Source organism: Hymenobacter artigasi, from assembly GCF_012275535.1.
GTDB lineage: Bacteria > Bacteroidota > Bacteroidia > Cytophagales > Hymenobacteraceae > Hymenobacter > Hymenobacter artigasi.
This window is the reverse complement of record NZ_JAAVTK010000015.1, coordinates 56,795-74,150: the sequence shown is the minus strand read 5'-3', so window position 1 is coordinate 74,150 and position 17,356 is coordinate 56,795. Positions and strand designations below refer to the sequence as shown.

The following is a 17,356-nucleotide window of genomic DNA, read 5'->3' as shown; positions in this document are numbered from 1 at the left end:
GAGGTACCCAGGGCAGCAACCACAGGGGCCAATCCAATGCGTTTCGCCGATGCTACTTCCTGATTTGCCACCGCCCCATTCCGGTCCCCACCGCATTTCCTTTGCGCACACTTCACTGCGGATGGTGGAGCAGGCGCTGATAGATGCCAATGCGCGGCGGGAGCGCCACTTCCCCGCCCTGAGTTCGGCTACCTGGAGCGAGGTGCTGCGGCAGTTGCAACCCGACGTGCTGGTGCACGGGACCGTGGTAATCTTTGATTGGGAAGGCCTCGCGCGCCGGGTCCAGGGCCTGGCCTGGGAACTGCCCTCGCTGGCCCTGCCGATGGACGCGCCGACCGCCATCGCGTCGACCGCCGACGAAGAACTCCAGGCTTACCAACGACAAGCCGTGGCTGCGTTGGCAGAAATGCAGGAGAATGCACAGGCGTACGGCCCGCTTACGTACGCGTTGCTGATGAAACTGGCCCACGGCCACCCACCGGTCGCGACGTCCGGCAAGGCAGTCGAGGAGGTACGCCAGGACCTGGCAAGTACGGGGTGCCCGCCGGTCCCCGAACCGTTCCTGCCGTTGCCGATTCCTGCCGAGCACCCCGTGGATTCGTCAAAGGAGCGGCGGCAGGGGGTTGGTTTGGCACCGCGGCTGTCCAAAGCAGTGCCAAAAGATGCGCGGGGCCCAGCCCTGCGCCGAAAAAAGGCGAAACAACGGACGTTCCGTGACATCGTCGCGCATCACCCGCGGGGAAACGACAAGTTTGGGTTCACGGTGCGCGAGCTATGCCGCATTATGCGCGTCAGTGCTGCCTCGCTCACCGAAGCGCGCAAAAACCCGGGCCACCTTTCGGTCGAAAAGGTCATGGCGTTGGCCGAGGCGATGGGAGAACACCCGCTACGCGTCCTGCTAGACATCGCAACGGAAGCAGCCTCCAAGAAAAGAAGGATGAGGAAGAAACGGGTAACGCCGCTGCAACAGCTCGCGAACAGCCCAGTGAATTAGCCCAAACGCCGTGACTGCCGCCGTCGACGCGGGGGGCGACGTGGTCCAGGGGGGGAGGGCTTTCGGGGCCGTGACTGCGGAACGCACGCTTACTTGCGGCAACGCAGCCCGACTACGTTTGCGCTTACGGCCGGTGAGGCGACCGCTCTTGGTAGAAAGAATGGGCTCTGGAAAAGTCTGCGACCTAAGGCACCCCTATCTGCCGCCAAAAGGGCTTATTTTGCAGCGTGCATTATACCGACTTTGAATCCCGCTGGCAGAAATCCGGCGGCGCGGAGCGGGCCAACTACGGCCTGTTTCTGCAAGACCTCTGCGACCTGATAGGCGTCCCCAAACCCGACCCCACCACCGACCTGCCCGCGCAGGACCAGTACGTGCTGGAGCGCGCGGTGACTTTCAACGACGGGGCTAAAAAAAGCATTGGTCGCATTGACTTGTACAAGCGCGGTTGCTTTGTGCTGGAAACCAAACAGGGCACCGACTCAGCCGACGCCCAGCAAAAGGCCCAGCAGGCCGACCGCGCCGAGCTGGGCCTGCCCGCTGAGAAGCGCCGCAAGGGACACGCCCTGCGCGGTTCCGTGAAGTGGGAGCACAGATGATGCAGGCCGCCCGCCAGCAGGCCCTGGGCTACGTGCGCGCCCTGCCCGCCGAAGAGCCCCAGTCCCTGTTCGTGCTGGTGGTGGACGTGGGCTACTGCATCGACGTGTACTCGAACTTCGCCGGCGTCGGCGACTCCTTCGTGCCCTTCCCCGACCAGGCCCGATTTCGGCTGCCGCTGGCGGCCCTGGCCGACGAGGGCACCCGCCTGCTGCTGCGCCAGGTGTGGCTGGAACCCCGCGAGCTTGACCCCAGCCGCCGCGACGCCCGCGTCACGCGGGAGCTGGCCGGCTACCTGGCCGGCGTGAGTGCCCAGCTGGAGCGGGCCGGGCACCCGGCCGAAACGGTGGCCCAGTTCCTGATGCGCTGCCTGTTCACGATGTTCTCGGAGGACGTGGGCCTCATCCCCAAGGCCAGCTTCACAGGCATGCTGCGCACCTACTCCACGCCCGAGCTGCGCGAGTTTCTGCCCGATGCCCTGCGCGGCCTGTGGGCCACCATGGACACCGGCGGCTTCTCGCCCGACCTGAAGGCCCGCCTGCGCCGCTTCAACGGCAAGCTCTTCCACGACGCCACCGCCCTGCCCCTCACCGCCGACCAAATGGCCCTGCTGCTCAAAACCGCCGAAGCCGACTGGACCGAGGTGGAGCCCGCCATCTTCGGCCTTGGTTAAAAGTTTGGTACAAAGGTTAAACGAGCGGGCCAGCTGGGGGCTGCCCTCGGGAGGCAAAAAGCACCTCCGCATGGGCAGGCAGGATAGAACCGCCCCGGCCGCCCAGCAACAAGGCATTGGTTAAAGCACCAAACCGGGCCAAGGCTGGCTAGCTCCCGCCGGCAGTAGAAGCGCCTTGCTACCGCCACCGCCCGCAGCACTCGGCCTGTCGCTTCACCCATGCTTATCGGGCAAATAATCAGGTCTTTCCGGCATGGCTGTGGGGCGTTGCAAACAACACGGCCCTCGTCCTCGTTGACTAGGCATTAGGGCCGTGTTACCCTATTGCCGCCGTGAAAACCATTAAATTTCATAAAGCTGAGTGTGGCGTAGAGGTATTGCTCCGGGTAGGATTAGGACGTGAGCTTCCGGAAAGCTACTTGAGCAACGAGGTCTACAATACCGACTTCTTTGAAATCCTGCTCTTTAAAAAGGGCCAGGGCTCCGTGCTGCTCAACCAGCAAATGCTCCCCATCACCGATAATACGATTGTCTTTATCTCGCCTTTCCAGAAAAGGCAGTGGCAGATGGATGCGGACCACCTGGAGTTTACCTTTCTTATTTTTCAGGAAGGGTTTCTCAATGATTTCTTTGCCGATAAGCTGTTTGCCTATCGCCTGCTCTTTTTTTACCAGCTTGATTATCCGCTGGCCCTCCCGGTGTCTGCCGAGCAAATGCTGAAATACTGCGGCCTGCTCACCGAAATCAATGCCGAGCTTCGGCCCATGCGGGCCGATGGCGAGCACCTCATCCGCTCGCTGCTCTATTACTTGTTGCTCTCGCTCAATCGGACCTATGCCGAACGCCATGCGTTGCCGCTAGGCAAAGCCGAAAACCATTACGCCTATCATTTCAAGCGCCTGCTGGAACTGCACATCAAGGAAAAACAGCGGGTAGCCGAGTACGCGGCTATGCTGGGCGTCAGTCGGATAACCCTGAACAAGGCCGTGCGGGCCCAGTTCAACGTCACGGCCACGCACCTGCTCAAACAGCGCCTCCTGTTTGAAATCAAAAACGCGCTGCTGCACGCGGGCCAGCCGGTCACCGACATTGCGCACGCGCTGCACTTCTCGGAGCCCAACCACCTCATGCGCTTCTTCAAAACCCAAACGGGCCAGACGACCTCCGAATTTCTGGCTGCTTATCAAGATGGTAGCCAGCGGTAATTGGCTGTTGTTAAACAAATTAGGGGAAAACCTCCGACTCGTACCCAAGTGGTTTTGCTCAGCGGCGTCCAGGGGGTAATGACGCTATGTCAAACGAAGCTTCGGCCGGCAGGGACTAGTTGGAAAAATTGTACTCGCCGTTCAGGCCTGACCGCCCGGATAGGCCGTTACGGTTTGTAGGCCACCCACCCCCGAAACGTGAAGCCCGCGTAGAAGAGGCTGACATCGGCAAAGCCGGCCTCCCGCAGCAGCGCTTCGTCTTGCGTCGGCGAAAGAACCGATAGCCGGGCCGCCATCACGGCCATGCCCGCCTCAGCCTGGGCGCGGTCGGCCCCCGCGGCCACGGTAAAGGCCGCATAGCACGCAAGCCACACGGCCTGCTCTTCCTGCGGGAAGCTGTGATGGGCCACAACGAAGGGAGCTCCCGGTTTGAGCCGGTGCAGAATCTGCTGCAACATGCGGCGACGATCCTCCAGCGGCAGGAAATGGCAGGTGAGCAGGCACGTAGCGGCATCAAAGGGCCCGGCCGGTGCCGTGTCGGTATAGCCTTCGTGAAGCCGCACCCGGGAGGCCAGCGGCCCAAGCGTGGCCTCGGCCAGTCGCAGCATTTCTGCCGAGGGGTCGACGCCATCAAAGTGCCACCCGGGCTGGAATTCGGCAAACGTTTTTAATTCCAGCCCCCCGCCAGCCCCCACCACGAGTACCCGCCCGGCCGCCGGCGTGCGCTCGGCGAGCAGCAGCGCGCTCATGCGGTGTAAGTCCGCGAAGCCCGGTACGATGCGTGCAGGGCGGGCCGCGTAGCCCGCAACGGCCTGGGGGTCAGAAAAAGGCAACATGGCGTGGGGAAAAAGCGAAATGGGAAAGCATAAGCATGGGCGGGGCCGCCCACCGGAGTCCGGCGGCTACGGCCGGTTAGAGCCAGGCATGGCGCACGGGCAATGGGCAGGCCTCAATAGCCAGAATCTCCAGCCCGAGCCGATACGGCGAGGTCCCGAACTCGTCCACCAGCTCGGCCCAAATCACGTTGAACTCATCGGTTTCAAACAGCCGCACGCACGGTGCCACGTAGGAGGCGACTACCTGGCCCTCAAATAATTCTGCCCCGATGAGTTGATAGCTCACCACGTAGCGCCGGGGCCCCGCCGAGGCCGGCCCGGCGGCCCAACCGCCCGCTGCCGCTGCGGGGGGGAAACGCCGGTGCCGCAAAAGGTGGTTGGCCAAGGCCTGGCGTGCGTTGGACCAGGCCACAAAGGCCGTCTTCTGCCTGGGCCAGCAGGCCCGCAAGGGGAGCGAATGGACGCATAAAAAGGAAGTCAGCTAGCAATAAAAATCCTGTCACACGGCGCAGTAGCCCTTACCAGGTGGGTAGTAGTTCGCTGTTGAGGGCAACGCCGGCCAGGGTGCCGCCCGCGGCGGCCATGCCCACCGCCCGCATGGGCGTGGTGGCATCACCGGCCGCGTAGATGCCCGGCACGCTGGTGTTCTGCATGCTGTCTACTTGCAGGTAGCCCGCTTCAGTGTAGGTGCAGCCCAATTCCTGCGGCAGCAGGCAGTGCTGCGCCATGCCCGGCCGCAGGTAAAGGGCCGCCAGGGGCACTTGTCGGCCATCGGCCAACGCGACGTGCGTGAGCTGGCCGGCGTGGTGGCGCAGCTCCCGCACGGGGGTTTCCTCCACCGACACGCCCGCACGGGCTAGCTGTGCCCGCTCTTGCGGGGAGAACGTCGCCGGGCCATCGGTGAAGACGGTCAGCTGCGTGGTCCACTGGCGCAGCAGGCGGGCGTGGTGCAGGGCGGCCTCGCCGTTGAGCAGCGTGCCGATGGGCTGCTGGCGGTACTCGTAGCCGTGGCAATAGGGGCAGTGAATGACTGAGATGCCCCAGCAAGCGGCAAAACCAGGTTGCGCCGGCAGCAGGTCGCGCACGCCGGTGGCGAAGAGCAGCTTGCCGGCCCTGACCACCCGGCCGGTGTCGGTGGTCAGGGTGAAGTCGCCGTCGGTACCAGTGGCGGCCACGGCCGTTTCGGCCAGCAGGCGCACGGTGGGGTAGGCCAGCGCCTGCGCCCGGGCCTGGGCAGCGAGCTCGGCGGGGCTGGCCCCGTCCCGGGTCAGGAAATTATGCGCGTGCGGCGTTGGGCGGTTGCACGGCTGGCCGCTGTCCAGCACCAGTACCTGTCGCAACGCCCGTCCCAGGCACATGGCGGCCGACAACCCGGCGTAGCTGCCGCCAATAATCACTACTTCCACTTGATTTTCCATGGGAGAGGTAAAGATAGTTGTCTCTATTTTGAGACATAGTGAAACAAAAAAACTCACAACCCGATACCCTTGCTGAACGAGAACCAGGCAAACTGCCGCAGGTGGGGCTCTGTCGCGCCTGTCGCCCGGGCTTCGATGGTGGTTTTTACCACCCCGCCTAGCAGCAGCAATACCCATTCGGTCGGGAGGTGGGGGCTAATACGTCCCTCTTGCTGCAAGCGCGCAACGACGGCGCGGCAGCGGGCCTGCAAGTCGTCGTACTCGGCGCAGTCCGCCGCCTGGCCGGGGGCGTGCTGGTGGTCGGGCCGGGTGTGCAGCTTGGTAAAAAAGGCGTACTTGGCGCCGCAGTCGATGCCCGCGTAGAGCATATTTTCGAGTTGAACCACGGGGTCGGTTGAACTGGTCAAGGCCTGTTCCAGTGCCTCGCGGCAGCTGCGCTGCATGTCGCGGGCACAACAGACCAACAATTCCTCCCGACCAGTAAAATAGCGATGCAGCGTGCGGCGGGTAACGCCCGCCCGTTCGGCCACCTTTTCCAGGGGGGCTGAATAATCCTCGTTGAAGACGAGAATAGCGGCTTCCACAATAGTTTGCTCAGTGGGGCGGGTCATCGGGCGTAAAGGTACGCAGTATGTCTCATATATGAGACAGATTAATAAGTTGTGCCGGTAACGATTAGCAAGCGGTCTGCATCGTGGTTGGAAATAAGTGGACTGCTTTTCCCCCTTCGGAGGAAGGCTGCGGGCCTATCGCTAGCCATTATTTGAGATACAGAACGGGCCTCGCTATTGGCCAAGGCGCCATTAGACTTAACATTAATTAACACCTGGCCACCGCTGAGCAAAACCGCTTGGGTAAGATTCGGAGGTTTTCCCCTTTTTGTTTAACAAAACTCTAAATTCGTTGGCAGGCGGCGGCCGCTTCGCCAGCCGGACCGTTGCAGTGGATTGCTTGTTTGCTGGTTGGTTGGAGCACGAAAACAGGAGGCGACGCAAGCCCGGTAACGGCTAAACGGCTGGGCCGATTGACGTAAGCAGGCCAGTACGTGAACGAAGAACGAGCTATAGGGTCCAAAACGGTCCCAGCTACGGGCAGCTCCCAAGCAGAATGGTTATCAAAATGGTAGGGTGTAGTCGTGGTTTGGTAGGCATCCGGCTTTCTCCTCCCGCTAATTTTGTGCTATCCATTCACGCTAACAGGCCAGAAGAAAATGAGCAAAGCCCTAATTGTCGTAGACGTTCAGAATGATTATTTTGAAAATGGTGCCATGGAGCTCGTAGGCCCCCTGCCAGTCAGCGAAAACGTCAAACTGCTATTGGAAAAATTCCGGGCCGAGAAGCTGCCCGTCGTTCACATCCACCATTTGGGCGTCGGTCCCGATGCCACGTTCTTTCTGCCCGGAACGAAAGGGGCTGAAATTCACGCCAATGTGCAGCCGCTGGACGGCGAAAAGGTGATAATGAAATACTACCCGAACAGCTTTCGGGACACGGACCTGCTGGCGCACCTGCAGGGGCTGGGCATCAAAGAGCTGGTGATTACGGGCATGATGACCCACATGTGCATCGATGCCACCACCCGCGCGGCCCGCGACTTCGGCTTCGAATGCACCGTCATCGGGGATGCCTGCGCCACGAAAGACCTGGAAGTGAACGGGGCGCACGTGAAGGCGGCCGAGGTGCAAACCGCCTTTTTAGCCGCGCTGGCCTTCTTCTACGCCAGCATTCAAACCACCAAACAATACCTGGCGGCCTAAGGGGCTACCCCCACCGTGGGAATGGGGCCTAAGGGATTGCGGCTGTTAGCCCAATCCCTTAGGCCCCATGTGGTTTATCGCCGCCCGCCATACCCTGGCAACTCGGGTTACTACCGGCGCCCAGGGCGTTTTTTCGCGCCTGTTGGGCGAGCCCGGCTGGCAGCAGCGAGCGGCCCGGCGCCGGCCGGCCGCAAGCAACCAGCTGGCCTCTTCCGGGCAAGAGCGGGGAGGTGATGGGCCAGCAGCGCCCCCTATCAAGTCACGAAACACCGTATCGTCATGCAACCTATCGCGACTGCCACGGCAGGCAAAATTGCTGGAACCCGGCAGGGCAACGCGCCGGCGCCCCTCTCTATCCTGGACATTGCGGTTACCGGCCGGGGCCACTCGGCCAGCGAAGCGCTGGCGGCCAGTATAGCGCTGGCCCGCCTAGCCGACCGACGCGGCTTCCACCGCTACTGGGTGGCCGAGCACCACGCCATGCCCGGGGTGGCCACCTCCTCGCCCCCCATTCTGTTGGCGCGGCTCATCAGCGAAACCAAGCAGATTCGCCTGGGCGCGGGCGGCATGATGCTGCCCAACTTTCCGCCCTTGGTCATTGCCGAGCAGTTTGGCCTGCTCGAGGCCCTGGCCCCCGACCGGATTGACCTGGGCCTGGGCCGGGCACCCGGCACCAATGGCCACACGGCTCTGGCCCTGCGGCGGGGAGCCATCGGTGCCGAGGACTTTCCCGAGCAGCTGCAGGAAATCCTGCATTTTCTGGCGGATGATTTTCCCGCGGATGACCCTTATCACGGCCGCGTGTTTGCCGTACCGGGCCCCGGCCAGGACCGCGCCAACGGCCTTGCCCGCTCGTCCCAACGCCCTTCGGTCTGGCTGCTGGGCTCGTCCGGCTACTCGGCGGTGCTGGCCGGGCAGCGGGGCCTGCCCTTCGCGTTTGCCGCCCAGCTGGCCCCCGAAAACCTGGCGATGGCCTTCGCGCTGTACCGGCAACACTTCCAGCCTTCGGCGGTGCTCGACAAGCCCTATGCCATGGTGTGCCTGCCCGTTTTGGCCGCCGAGGATGAAAACGAGGCGTATCAGGAGTCGCGGGCCTTCGCGCACAGCATGCTGCGGATGATGCAGCAGCAATCCTACCTCGTCCCGTCTCCGGCGGAGGCGGAAGCCTATCCCTATGATGCGCAGGAACTGCGCACGCTCGAAGCGTGGCACAGCAAAACGCTCTTCGGCACCCCCGAACAGGTGATGGCCAAACTCAACCATTACCAGGCCAGCGTGCAGGCCGATGAGGTGATGCTCGTGAACGTGGGCCATTCCCCGGCGGCGATTCACCGCTCTGCCGAACTCCTTGCCGACGCCTACCAGCTGCCTGATTTAACGGCCCTGGCAGGCGAGCCATCTTCGTCAGGCCGATGAATAACGCAACCGTTCCGCTGCCACCCCCGCCGCTACCCGAGGTGGCCCCGCCGCCGCGGGCGAGTCCCAAAGAGTGGCTGGGCCTAGCCGTGCTCGCCCTACCCTGCCTGGTGTATTCCATGGACCTGACCGTGCTCAACCTGGCCCTGCCGCAAATCGCGGCCGACCTCAACCCCAGCGCCACCCAGCTGCTGTGGATGGTGGACATCTACGGCTTTATGGTGGCCGGCTTCCTGATTATCATGGGCAATCTGGGCGACCAGATTGGCCGGCGCAAGCTCCTGCTGATTGGCGCGTTGGCGTTTGCCCTGGCCTCCGGGTGGGCGGCGTCTACCACGTCTACCTTCCAGCTCATTGCGGCCCGGGGCCTGCTGGGCATTGCCGGGGCCACGCTGGCGCCGTCCACCCTGTCGCTCATCCGCACCATGTTCACGAACCCGCAGCAGCGGGCGGTGGCCATTGGCGTGTGGATGACCAGCTTCTCGGTGGGCGGGGCCCTCGGGCCCCTCGTGGGCGCCGTGGTGCTGGTGCATTTTGGCTGGGGCGCCGTGTTTCTGGTGGCCGTGCCGGTGATGGCGCTGCTGCTGCTGCTGGGTCCGCTGGTGCTGCCCGAGTACAAAAACCCCACGCCCACGCAGCTGGACCTGCTCAGCGGCGTATGGTCGCTGGGGGCCATCCTCGCGTTTGTGTTCAGCATCAAACAGCTCGCCGAGGGCGACCCGGGCTGGCTTTTCGGGCTGAGCCTGCTAACCACGGGCGCGCTGGCCTGGCTTTTCTGGCGGCGGCTGCTCACGGCGCCCACGCCCTTGCTGGACCGGCACTTGTTCCGGCAGCCCGTCTTAACCACCTACGTGCTGCTGTACGCGCTCGGCGCGTTCGTGCTCTACGGCATGCTCGTGTTCGTTTTCCAGTACCTGCAGCTGATAGAGGGCCTGGCGCCCCTGCAGGCTGGCCTCTGGGCGGCGCCCTCCTACGTGGGCCTGCTGCTGGGCTCGACGGTGGCGGCCGGCTTGGTGCGGCGGCTGGGTTCGGGGCCCAGCAGCATCGGCGCCCTGGGGGTGGCGGCCCTCGGCTTCGGCCTGCTCACGCAGGTGGGCGGGGCCTCCGGCTTTGCCTGCCTGATAACGGGCACGTTCCTGTATAATCTGGGGCTGGCCGTCGTCTTCACGCAGGCCACCGACATCGTGGTGGGGGCCGCCCCGCCCGAGCGGGCGGGCGCCGCCGCCGCCATTTCCGAAACCGCCGCCGAGCTGGGCGGGGCCCTGGGCATCGCCCTGCTGGGTAGTGTGGGCGCCTGGGTCTATCGGAGCCAGACGCTGGCCATCAGCGCGCTGCCCCTGCCGACGGAGGTAGTGCAGGCGGCCCGCCAGACGCTGGCCGGGGCTGCGCTGGCGGCCCAGGGGCAAGCGCCCGCCGTGCACGATGCCCTGCTGGGCACGGCGCAGCACGCCTTTGTGGCGGGCATGGAACTGGTGGCCGGCCTTAGCGGGGTGCTCATGCTCGCGCTGATGGCGTTGGCCTGGGCGCAAGCGCGGCGGGTTCAGCCGGTATCAGGGTTGGGTGCCTGGGTTAAGGACCAATAAGGTATAGCTTCCTGGCCCGGGCCCCCGCCGCCCCCCGGGCGGCAAGCCGCCCGAAAACAAAGGGTCAGAAAGTCGGGCCAAAAATAAACGGAGCGTTAGCTTTGTGAACCTGACTTGTTGACCCGTTATGCACCAGACCTTCGGCTACGCCCGCGTCTCTACCCTCGACCAGAACCTGGACACCCAGCTTAACATCTTGACCAAGGCTGGGTGCGACCGTGTTTTTCAGGACAAAATTACCGGTATGAGTGTGCAGCGGCCGGCCCTCGATGAGCTTCTGGGCTTGCTGCGTGAGGGGGACACGGTGCTGGTGGCGCGTTTCTTTCGGCTAGGGCGCAGCCGCGACCACGTCATTCACCTGGTCAACTCGTTTCACCAGCGCGGCATCCACTTCAAGGCCCTGGACCTGGGCATCGACACGACGACGCCAGCGGGCAAATTCATGCTCTCCATCTTCGCCTCGCTGGCCGAGTACGACCGCGAGAGCATCCTGGAGAAAACCAAGGCGGGCCAGCAACTGGCCGCCGCCCAGGGCAAGCACATCGGCCGGCCTAAAGGGCTGGATGCCGAGAACCTGGCCAAAGTGAAAAAGGCGCTGGAGAAGGGGCTATCCGTGACCGAAACCGTGGACCTGACCGGCATCAGCCTCTCCAGCGTCAAGCGTTACCGCAAACACCTGCGGGCGGCGCTGACCACATCACCCCATTGACTGCCAGGGCTTGCCTGATGCTATTTCCCGCCACTACAAAACGACCCTTTTGCCCGCATATGCCGCCTAGGCGGACCCAGGCCCTACCCCCCGAACCCATCCTCGATGAACGAATGCCTGCCCACCTATCAGCTTCAAGCGTTTAGTAGCCCGCAACCGGCCGCCGCGGACGTGTACTTTCCCGATTATGCGGCCCCCCGGCCCAATCTTCCGCTGAACCGCCCGTACCGCGGCGACTATTATAAAATCAGCCTGTGCCTGCGTGGCCGCGCCGAGCTGAAAGCAAACCTGGCGACGTGCGTCGTGGGTCCCGGCTGCCTGGTGCTGGCCACCCCGGATGTGATAAAGGAATGGCTTTCCATCTCGGAGGACTACGAAACGCTGTCTGTTTTTTTTACTCAGGATTTTATCACCACCAACAACGCCGCCACGGGCCGGCTGCGCTTTTTGGTGAACCCGAGCGCCTACGTGCTCCAGCTCCCGGAACCGGTGGCGGAGAACGTGGCCGCCTCGTTTCGTTTTTTGCAGCAGAAATACAATACCCCGCATACGGAGCGGGAGAACATCCTCAAAAACATCCTTAACAGCTTGCTGTATGAGATAGGGCCTTTGTACGACCAGCCCGCCGCGGCCCGGCCGGCCGGCCACCCCCGCCGCCAGCAGTTGGCGGCGGCTTTTCGGCAGTTGGTGCACACCCATTGCACCACCGCCCGCAGCGTGCAATTCTACGCTGATACGCTCTGCATCACGCCGCGGCACCTCACCGAGCTGGTGAAGGCCGTGACCGGCCGCACCGCCAGCGACTGGATAGCCGAAGCCGTGGCACTCGAAGCCAAAGCCTTGCTGCAAAACCCCGCCTTGGCCATCCAGCAGGTCGCGGCGAGCCTGCATTTTGCCGACCAATTCGCCTTTAGCCGGTTTTTCAAAAACAGCACCGGCCTGTCGCCCACGGCCTATCGGCAGGTGCGCTAACCAGCGCGCCTGCCGCGGGTGCCACCGTTTCGCCACAGTTTGCCACCCTTTGGCCATTGCCTGGCTGGGGCGGCGAGGGGAATTTTGCAGCGCCCATCCGGCAAGTACCCGGCGGCCACTACCTGCCACCAGGTACTTGCCGGACCATTCACGCACGCAACATTTCCCCTTATGATTTTAGTAACCGGCGCAACGGGCCACCTGGGCTCGGCCATCCTTGATTTCCTGCTTCCACAACTGCCAGCCTCCCAAATTGCCGGTTTGGTCCGGGATGAACAGAAAGCCGCGGGGCTACAAGCAAAGGGCGTACAGGTGCGCTTCGGCAGCTACGACGACCCGGCCTCCCTGGGCCGGGCCATGTCCGGCATAAAAAAGGTCCTGCTCATCGCCGGCACAGATGAAGCGCGGCGCGTGCAGCAGCACCAAAACGTAGTGGAGGCCGCCCAAAGAGCGGGCGTGCACTGGATTGGCTATACCAGCCGCACGCTGAAAGACCGGGCCACAATGGCCAACCAGTTGATGGAAGGCCACTTTCAGACCGAAGATGCCATCAAAGCGAGCGGGCTGGACTACAGCCTGTTCCGAAACGTTTTGTATATGGATGCCCTGCCGCAGTTCGTGGGCGAGCAGGTGTTCGAAAGGGGCATCTACCTACCCGCCGGGCAGGGCAAAGTGCCCTTCGCCCTGCGCTGCGAAATGGGCGAAGCCATTGCCAACGTCCTGGCCGCCGACGGCCCCGCCAAGCCAGTGTACCACCTCACGGGCAGCGCGTCGTATTCCTTTGCCGACGTGGCGGCGGTCCTCACGGAGCTAGCCGGAAAGGCAGTGCCGTACACGCCGGCCGAGGTTCCCGCCTTCGAGCAGGGCCTGAAAGCCCGCGGGCTGCCCGACGTGGTGGTGGGACGCATCATCGGGTTTATGACCGATATCAAAAACGGGCAGGAAGACGAAGTAAGCCCCGACTTGGCGCAGTTGCTCGGCCGCCAGCCAGCCTCGCTCAGCGAAGGGTTGCGGACGTTATACAAGCTGTAGGCCTGCTTTCTGTTGCCCTTACCGAAGACCAAGGCCGGGGGCTTAGAATAATTTTATCCCCCCGCTGCTATAAGAAGGCCGATTTGTAAGCCAACGTGGCCCACGTGTAGCGGCGTGTTCGCCACAGCCCGTAGGTAGAAGGACCCAAGTAGGTGAATGGAGCCACACTCCCGGGTGCATGGCGAAGGGGTACGGGCCGAGCAGCGGGATGTATTATAGTTCAAGAAAATGGTTGAAGGTCAAGACGGCGAAGCATCGGGCGCTTTACTTTTGAGCCGTTCCTCTTTCGCACCTTTTCCTTGCTACTTATGGGCCTCTTCGATACCTTGTCTCACCTTTCCTCCAGCGGTCATCTCAGCGAAGCCGAGGCCCTGCTTGAACGCTTGGAGGCATCGCCCTTGACAGCGGAACAACGCGCTTGGGTTCTGCGCTTGCGCGAGTTACTTGAAGAGCTGGACCGGAATAACTCGCTGGGCTTATTTTTTTAACCTCCCCCTGAAGGCGTGCAAAAGCTGAGGCTCTGCTACGTAGAAAGGCTCGGACCCGGCACCTGCTGCCGTCTGCTTAAACAGTGTTGCTGTGAACAGGCTCTGTTTGGTGAAAGGAGGGCTATAACTTTCGGATAGCATGAAAAAGTGGTTAGTCCTCGTTTGCGTAGCGCTTCTTTCCGGGGTGTTGTTTTTCCTGTGGGTAGCTGATAAGCAGGAGTTAGGAGGTAGGTACTTCTACTTGCCGAGCGACGAAGCGGTTGACATGGGGTACCCGGGCGGGCCCGTGGTGTACAAATCCGCGCAAAAGCACCTGTTTTCTCACATCCGAATTGACGGTGACCTGAGGGGCGTCAACGCGAACGGCCGGTTTATTCTAGCTGTGAGGCAACCGCCCGCTGCTTCTGCTGCGGGCAATGCTGTTCCCTCGAAACAGCCCGGCTTGCAGTACTTCGTACTGATTAAGGCATCGGATGCGGTGTACGGGCCCTATAACCGGGAAGAATATGCCCAGCAGCGGACACTATTGGGAGTGCCACAGGACTTGCAGGTAGCAGCAGAGTAGCACCACCGCCCATTCCTAGGCTATAGAAGCATCCGTTAGCAGGTCAGGAAAACGGCACGAAGCTAAACACGCTCCGTTTGGTGAAAGGGAAGCACACGCTTTACTGTGAACTACCGTGCGTTGCCAAGTGAGCTTATCCGTTGGGCGGCAGAAATCATTCGCCAACCCTTCCCCGCTGATGGGTGTGCTACCTTCGCCCCATGCGTTTCTTTGAAACCAAGGACTGGATGGATAAGGTGCCGGGCGTGGCTTGGGTGGTGGCCATCGGCGTCGTGACGAGCGTGGTGGTCGCGGTGGGCGTGGCCATCGTGGCGGGCGGCTTGTGGCTAACCGACTGGCTCGGCTGGAGGACGTAACGGCAAGAAACCCCAGCAGCTTGGTTGCGGTCGGGGCTATGCGCAGCTGCACTTTTTCTCCCGTGTTCGCTACCACTTTGGTGCGGGTGAGCAGCGCGGGGCGCAGCTTCTTTTGAGAAAGCAGCGACAGCTGGTCGCCGATGTGCTTGCTCCCCGGTTGGGTGGCGTTGCCGTAGCTAAGCAGGACCTGTGCTTTCACGGTCGGGTCAAATTCGTTGATGGGCACGTAGCTGTCGCCGTGAAACGCGTAGTTCTTGTTGTCGGCGGGGTTCCGCTTGAAGTAAATGGTTCGGGAAAGGCCGTACTCCGCTGAGCCCCCATTGGCCGGAAAGTCGTACCCGCCCACTTTAAGCCGGTTGACGTCTCCCCAGGTCACGTCCAGGGACCCGTACTGCTTTTCGACTCCGGTGGCCGCTTGGACCAGGAGGGCCACGGCGCCTTGCGGGTCTTTCAACTCGTCGGGCGGACGTGGCGACGAGGTGCGTGGGGTCGAACGGAATAGCCATTATGCTGTTGACAAGCGCGTTGTGCTGGGCTGTTATCTTGCCGGCGTTCTGTTTGGGTGGTGTTTTTATGGTGGGTAAGTCGGGATACCGGAAGTCAACCTAGCGTCCTTTTTGTAGCAACCTGAGCTTATAAATTAATGTTAATCAGTGAGTTCTGAGTAGTAAAATACTAAAATTTGAGTTTAAAGATAAATAGTTGGGGAGCTTTCTAAGCGTTTCTTCTGTGGCAATCACGCCCTCTTAAAAGCATAAATAAGTATAAAAAATATTAAAGAATACAACCATTTGTGCTATTTTATACTATATGCTGTTGGCCAGTGAGTTGTGCTGTTTATACTGAGTTGGAATCACTCTTTTTGCATTGAGATTACACTGCCCTGATAAAGTAAAAATGCAATATCAATAGCACTTCAAGGAGCAGCAGCAGCAGGTAGTTGCTTCAACCCACCCGTGGGTACCTAATAGCAGACATCAAACAAAACCCAATAAAGTCGACTTGAGGAGCCACAGCAGGGGAGGGGAGGGGCAGCCACCAAACACGGGTAGCGTATTGCGACTGATGATGAATTAGCCGGGCGAGGTTATTATCTGCACTTGAACTGGATGGGTGGATTCTCAAACTCGGATGCAGTCACTGAAAACCGGGTTTAAGACCGTTTCTGCAACCAACTCCGCGCCGGTTCTACAGTTACAGGGTCAATCTGGCGAGTAACTGCGGGATTTGTTGGAGCAGCGGTTACAACACCAATCCGTTGCAGGGCGCAGGGCTCCGCGTGATGCCATTTGGCCCCGCGAGGGGTACCTAGGCCAAAGGAACCAAACCGAGCGGGAAGGAGTGTATTATGCTGGCCGCCTGGTTCGCCCAGCGGGACTTTTGCGTAGCTTGCCCTCATGACGACCCCGTTGAGGTGATGCACTTCCTGGTAGGTGACCGAGCCCGCCTCGCGTTCGGGCAGCCCGAGCAGGTGTTCAACGATGCGGCGGGCGGTGGTAGTCCAAGGCTGCGGCCTTCCTTGAAGGATTTGCCGGGTGTACGGCTCCAGGGGCTCCGTGCGAAAGCTGGCCGTTTCATCGTTCCACTTGCACCCCATGACCGCCCCGCAGAGCAATAACGCAACAAGACCAGGACGAACAGAAGCCATGCGAGCAAAAATACCGCTCCTTTCCGTGAACGGCAGACATCAGTCCTCAGTACTGAAATAGCTCCTGCAGCCGGTCACAGACGGCCTGCGCCGTGGTCTTGGGCAGCACCCCCAGGCGGCGTACCAAGCGGGTCTTGTCGACGGAGCGGATATGGTCCAGCGCGACCTGGCCCTCTTTGCCTTGGAAGGTGCACTCCACCCGGGAAGGGTAGTCGCGCCGGGTACTGGTCAGGGCTGCAATGGTGACCGTGCGCAGGTGGCGGTTCATTTCGTCGGGGGAGAGCACCACGCAGGGGCGGGTCTTGTTGATTTTGCTGCCCTGGGTCGGGTCGAGGTTGACAAGCCACACCTCGAAACGCTGCACGCCTACCACTGCCATTCCGTTTCCTCAAAGGCCTCGTCCGAAAAGCCCTCCAGCAACTCGCCCTCCGGGGCTTGTCCCTGGGCCAAGGCGTGCTGGAATCGCTCGTCCCAGCCCTGGCGGCGGGTCTTCACCACCGGCTTGATGAGCAAGCCCTCGGGCGTGGGCTGCAGGTCGACCTCGCCGGTGAGGTGGTACTGCTGCAGTAGTTTCTTGGGCAGCACAATTCCCTGGGAATTGCCTATGCGAATCAGGCGCGTGTTCATGAAAGTAAATGTACGTACAATGTAAGTACATTTACCGGGAGCTGTTGGTTTCAATCGCTCGAAAGCAGCAGCTTTAGAACCGCTAGCGGACCATTCTTGGCCCCATCCGGAAGACTGCAGCTATTCAAATCACCGTTTCGGTAAACTGCCCGTTTCATTTCCTGCAGGTGTTTCAGGGACCTTAAGTGGCCTCGCTCACGATGGTTTTACCGAACAGGAAATGGAAAGGAAACCCCTGCGCCGGCACATCGAGCAACACCGGCGACTCTGGGCAGGAATCGAGAACGACCAGCTGTGGGGCGTGGCCAGGTTCTACCAGTAAGTAGACGGTGCACATCGGCCCAAGGGGTTCGGACCACCATTCTGCGCTGTGGGGCAATTCCCGAAACACCCTACGCAAGCACCCCGCGCTTTGCCGCTGCACACACTGGCAGATGCGATGGACGGTGGCGGAGGAAGCGGCCGCATACCCTAGCAAGTA

The 17,356-nt window shown here is 61.7% G+C and carries 20 protein-coding genes and 1 pseudogene; 13 read left to right on the top strand and 8 right to left on the bottom strand.

The genetic code is table 11. The features are described 5' to 3' along the window. The first annotated feature begins 49 nt into the window (after positions 1-49). From HBN54_RS19555 to HBN54_RS19545, 4 genes are all read left to right on the top strand, one after another. The gene (locus tag HBN54_RS19555; protein WP_168674914.1) at positions 50-994 is read left to right on the top strand and encodes a hypothetical protein; all 945 of its coding nucleotides are present in this window, start codon (positions 50-52) and stop codon (positions 992-994) included. Between the two features lie 227 nt (positions 995-1,221). Next, complete coding sequence (locus HBN54_RS23685; RefSeq protein WP_235955612.1) at positions 1,222-1,593, top strand: type IIL restriction-modification enzyme MmeI; 372 nt, start codon at positions 1,222-1,224, stop codon at positions 1,591-1,593. Further along, positions 1,590-2,264 carry a type IIL restriction-modification enzyme MmeI gene (locus HBN54_RS23680; protein ID WP_235955611.1) on the top strand — a complete coding sequence of 225 codons (675 nt, stop codon included), beginning with the start codon at positions 1,590-1,592 and terminating at the stop codon, positions 2,262-2,264. The genes HBN54_RS23685 and HBN54_RS23680 overlap by 4 nt, the downstream gene beginning before the upstream one ends. Positions 2,265-2,596: 332 nt before the next feature. Further along, positions 2,597-3,469, top strand: a complete 873-nt coding sequence (locus HBN54_RS19545) for a helix-turn-helix domain-containing protein (RefSeq protein ID WP_168674913.1) — start codon at positions 2,597-2,599, stop codon at positions 3,467-3,469. A gap of 167 nt (positions 3,470-3,636) precedes the next feature. Here the strand turns inward: HBN54_RS19545 and HBN54_RS19540 are convergent, their stop codons facing one another. The 4 genes from HBN54_RS19540 to HBN54_RS19525 all read right to left on the bottom strand — a co-directional run bounded on the left by HBN54_RS19540 (position 3,637) and on the right by HBN54_RS19525 (position 6,334). Beyond that, positions 3,637-4,305 carry a class I SAM-dependent methyltransferase gene (locus HBN54_RS19540; RefSeq protein ID WP_168674912.1) on the bottom strand — a complete coding sequence of 223 codons (669 nt, stop codon included), beginning with the start codon at positions 4,303-4,305 and terminating at the stop codon, positions 3,637-3,639. 76 nt (positions 4,306-4,381) lie between these two features. Continuing rightward, a complete protein-coding gene (locus HBN54_RS19535; protein ID WP_168674911.1) occupies positions 4,382-4,690 on the bottom strand; it encodes a hypothetical protein in 309 nt (102 codons plus the stop codon). Positions 4,691-4,823: 133 nt separating this feature from the next. Further along, on the bottom strand, positions 4,824-5,723 hold the full coding sequence (locus HBN54_RS19530; protein ID WP_168674910.1) for an NAD(P)/FAD-dependent oxidoreductase: 900 nt from the start codon (positions 5,721-5,723) through the stop codon (positions 4,824-4,826). A 53-nt stretch (positions 5,724-5,776) separates the two neighbouring features. Beyond that, the gene (locus tag HBN54_RS19525) at positions 5,777-6,334 is read right to left on the bottom strand and encodes a TetR/AcrR family transcriptional regulator (protein ID WP_168674909.1); all 558 of its coding nucleotides are present in this window, start codon (positions 6,332-6,334) and stop codon (positions 5,777-5,779) included. Positions 6,335-6,933: 599 nt separating this feature from the next. On the opposite strand from HBN54_RS19525, the gene HBN54_RS19520 reads away from it, so the two are divergent. The 9 genes from HBN54_RS19520 (at position 6,934) to HBN54_RS23675 (ending at position 14,600) form a co-directional block, all read left to right on the top strand. Then, a complete protein-coding gene (locus tag HBN54_RS19520; protein WP_168674908.1) occupies positions 6,934-7,479 on the top strand; it encodes a cysteine hydrolase family protein in 546 nt (181 codons plus the stop codon). Positions 7,480-7,758: 279 nt separating this feature from the next. Then, positions 7,759-8,895, top strand: coding sequence for an LLM class flavin-dependent oxidoreductase (locus HBN54_RS19515; RefSeq protein WP_168674907.1), 1,137 nt, complete (start codon positions 7,759-7,761; stop codon positions 8,893-8,895). Beyond that, complete coding sequence (locus HBN54_RS19510; protein WP_168674906.1) at positions 8,892-10,478, top strand: MFS transporter; 1,587 nt, start codon at positions 8,892-8,894, stop codon at positions 10,476-10,478. The genes HBN54_RS19515 and HBN54_RS19510 overlap by 4 nt, the downstream gene beginning before the upstream one ends. 127 nt (positions 10,479-10,605) lie before the next feature. Further along, the gene (locus HBN54_RS19505; protein ID WP_168674905.1) at positions 10,606-11,187 is read left to right on the top strand and encodes a recombinase family protein; all 582 of its coding nucleotides are present in this window, start codon (positions 10,606-10,608) and stop codon (positions 11,185-11,187) included. 105 nt (positions 11,188-11,292) lie between these two features. Next, positions 11,293-12,159, top strand: coding sequence for an AraC family transcriptional regulator (locus HBN54_RS19500; RefSeq protein WP_168674904.1), 867 nt, complete (start codon positions 11,293-11,295; stop codon positions 12,157-12,159). A gap of 171 nt (positions 12,160-12,330) precedes the next feature. After that, positions 12,331-13,191, top strand: a complete 861-nt coding sequence (locus HBN54_RS19495) for an SDR family oxidoreductase (protein WP_168674903.1) — start codon at positions 12,331-12,333, stop codon at positions 13,189-13,191. 308 nt (positions 13,192-13,499) lie between these two features. Then, the gene (locus HBN54_RS19490; protein ID WP_168674902.1) at positions 13,500-13,679 is read left to right on the top strand and encodes a hypothetical protein; all 180 of its coding nucleotides are present in this window, start codon (positions 13,500-13,502) and stop codon (positions 13,677-13,679) included. A 139-nt stretch (positions 13,680-13,818) separates the two neighbouring features. Then, positions 13,819-14,244, top strand: coding sequence for a hypothetical protein (locus tag HBN54_RS19485; protein ID WP_168674901.1), 426 nt, complete (start codon positions 13,819-13,821; stop codon positions 14,242-14,244). 200 nt (positions 14,245-14,444) lie between these two features. Beyond that, the gene (locus HBN54_RS23675) at positions 14,445-14,600 is read left to right on the top strand and encodes a hypothetical protein (protein WP_235955610.1); all 156 of its coding nucleotides are present in this window, start codon (positions 14,445-14,447) and stop codon (positions 14,598-14,600) included. An 85-nt stretch (positions 14,601-14,685) separates the two neighbouring features. On the opposite strand, the pseudogene HBN54_RS24145 reads toward HBN54_RS23675, so the two are convergent. The 4 genes and pseudogenes from HBN54_RS24145 to HBN54_RS19465 all read right to left on the bottom strand — a co-directional run. Next, positions 14,686-15,033 (bottom strand): annotated as a pseudogene (locus tag HBN54_RS24145) (penicillin acylase family protein); the annotation flags it as partial. 1,261 nt (positions 15,034-16,294) lie between these two features. Then, positions 16,295-16,627, bottom strand: coding sequence for a type II toxin-antitoxin system PemK/MazF family toxin (locus tag HBN54_RS19475; protein WP_168674899.1), 333 nt, complete (start codon positions 16,625-16,627; stop codon positions 16,295-16,297). Further along, a complete protein-coding gene (locus HBN54_RS19470) occupies positions 16,615-16,875 on the bottom strand; it encodes an AbrB/MazE/SpoVT family DNA-binding domain-containing protein (RefSeq protein ID WP_168674898.1) in 261 nt (86 codons plus the stop codon). Before HBN54_RS19470 ends, HBN54_RS19475 begins: the two co-directional genes overlap by 13 nt. A 181-nt stretch (positions 16,876-17,056) precedes the next feature. Further along, positions 17,057-17,212: a hypothetical protein gene (locus HBN54_RS19465; protein ID WP_168674897.1), complete on the bottom strand. Its 156-nt coding sequence runs from the start codon at positions 17,210-17,212 to the stop codon at positions 17,057-17,059. Positions 17,213-17,356: the final 144 nt, after the last annotated feature.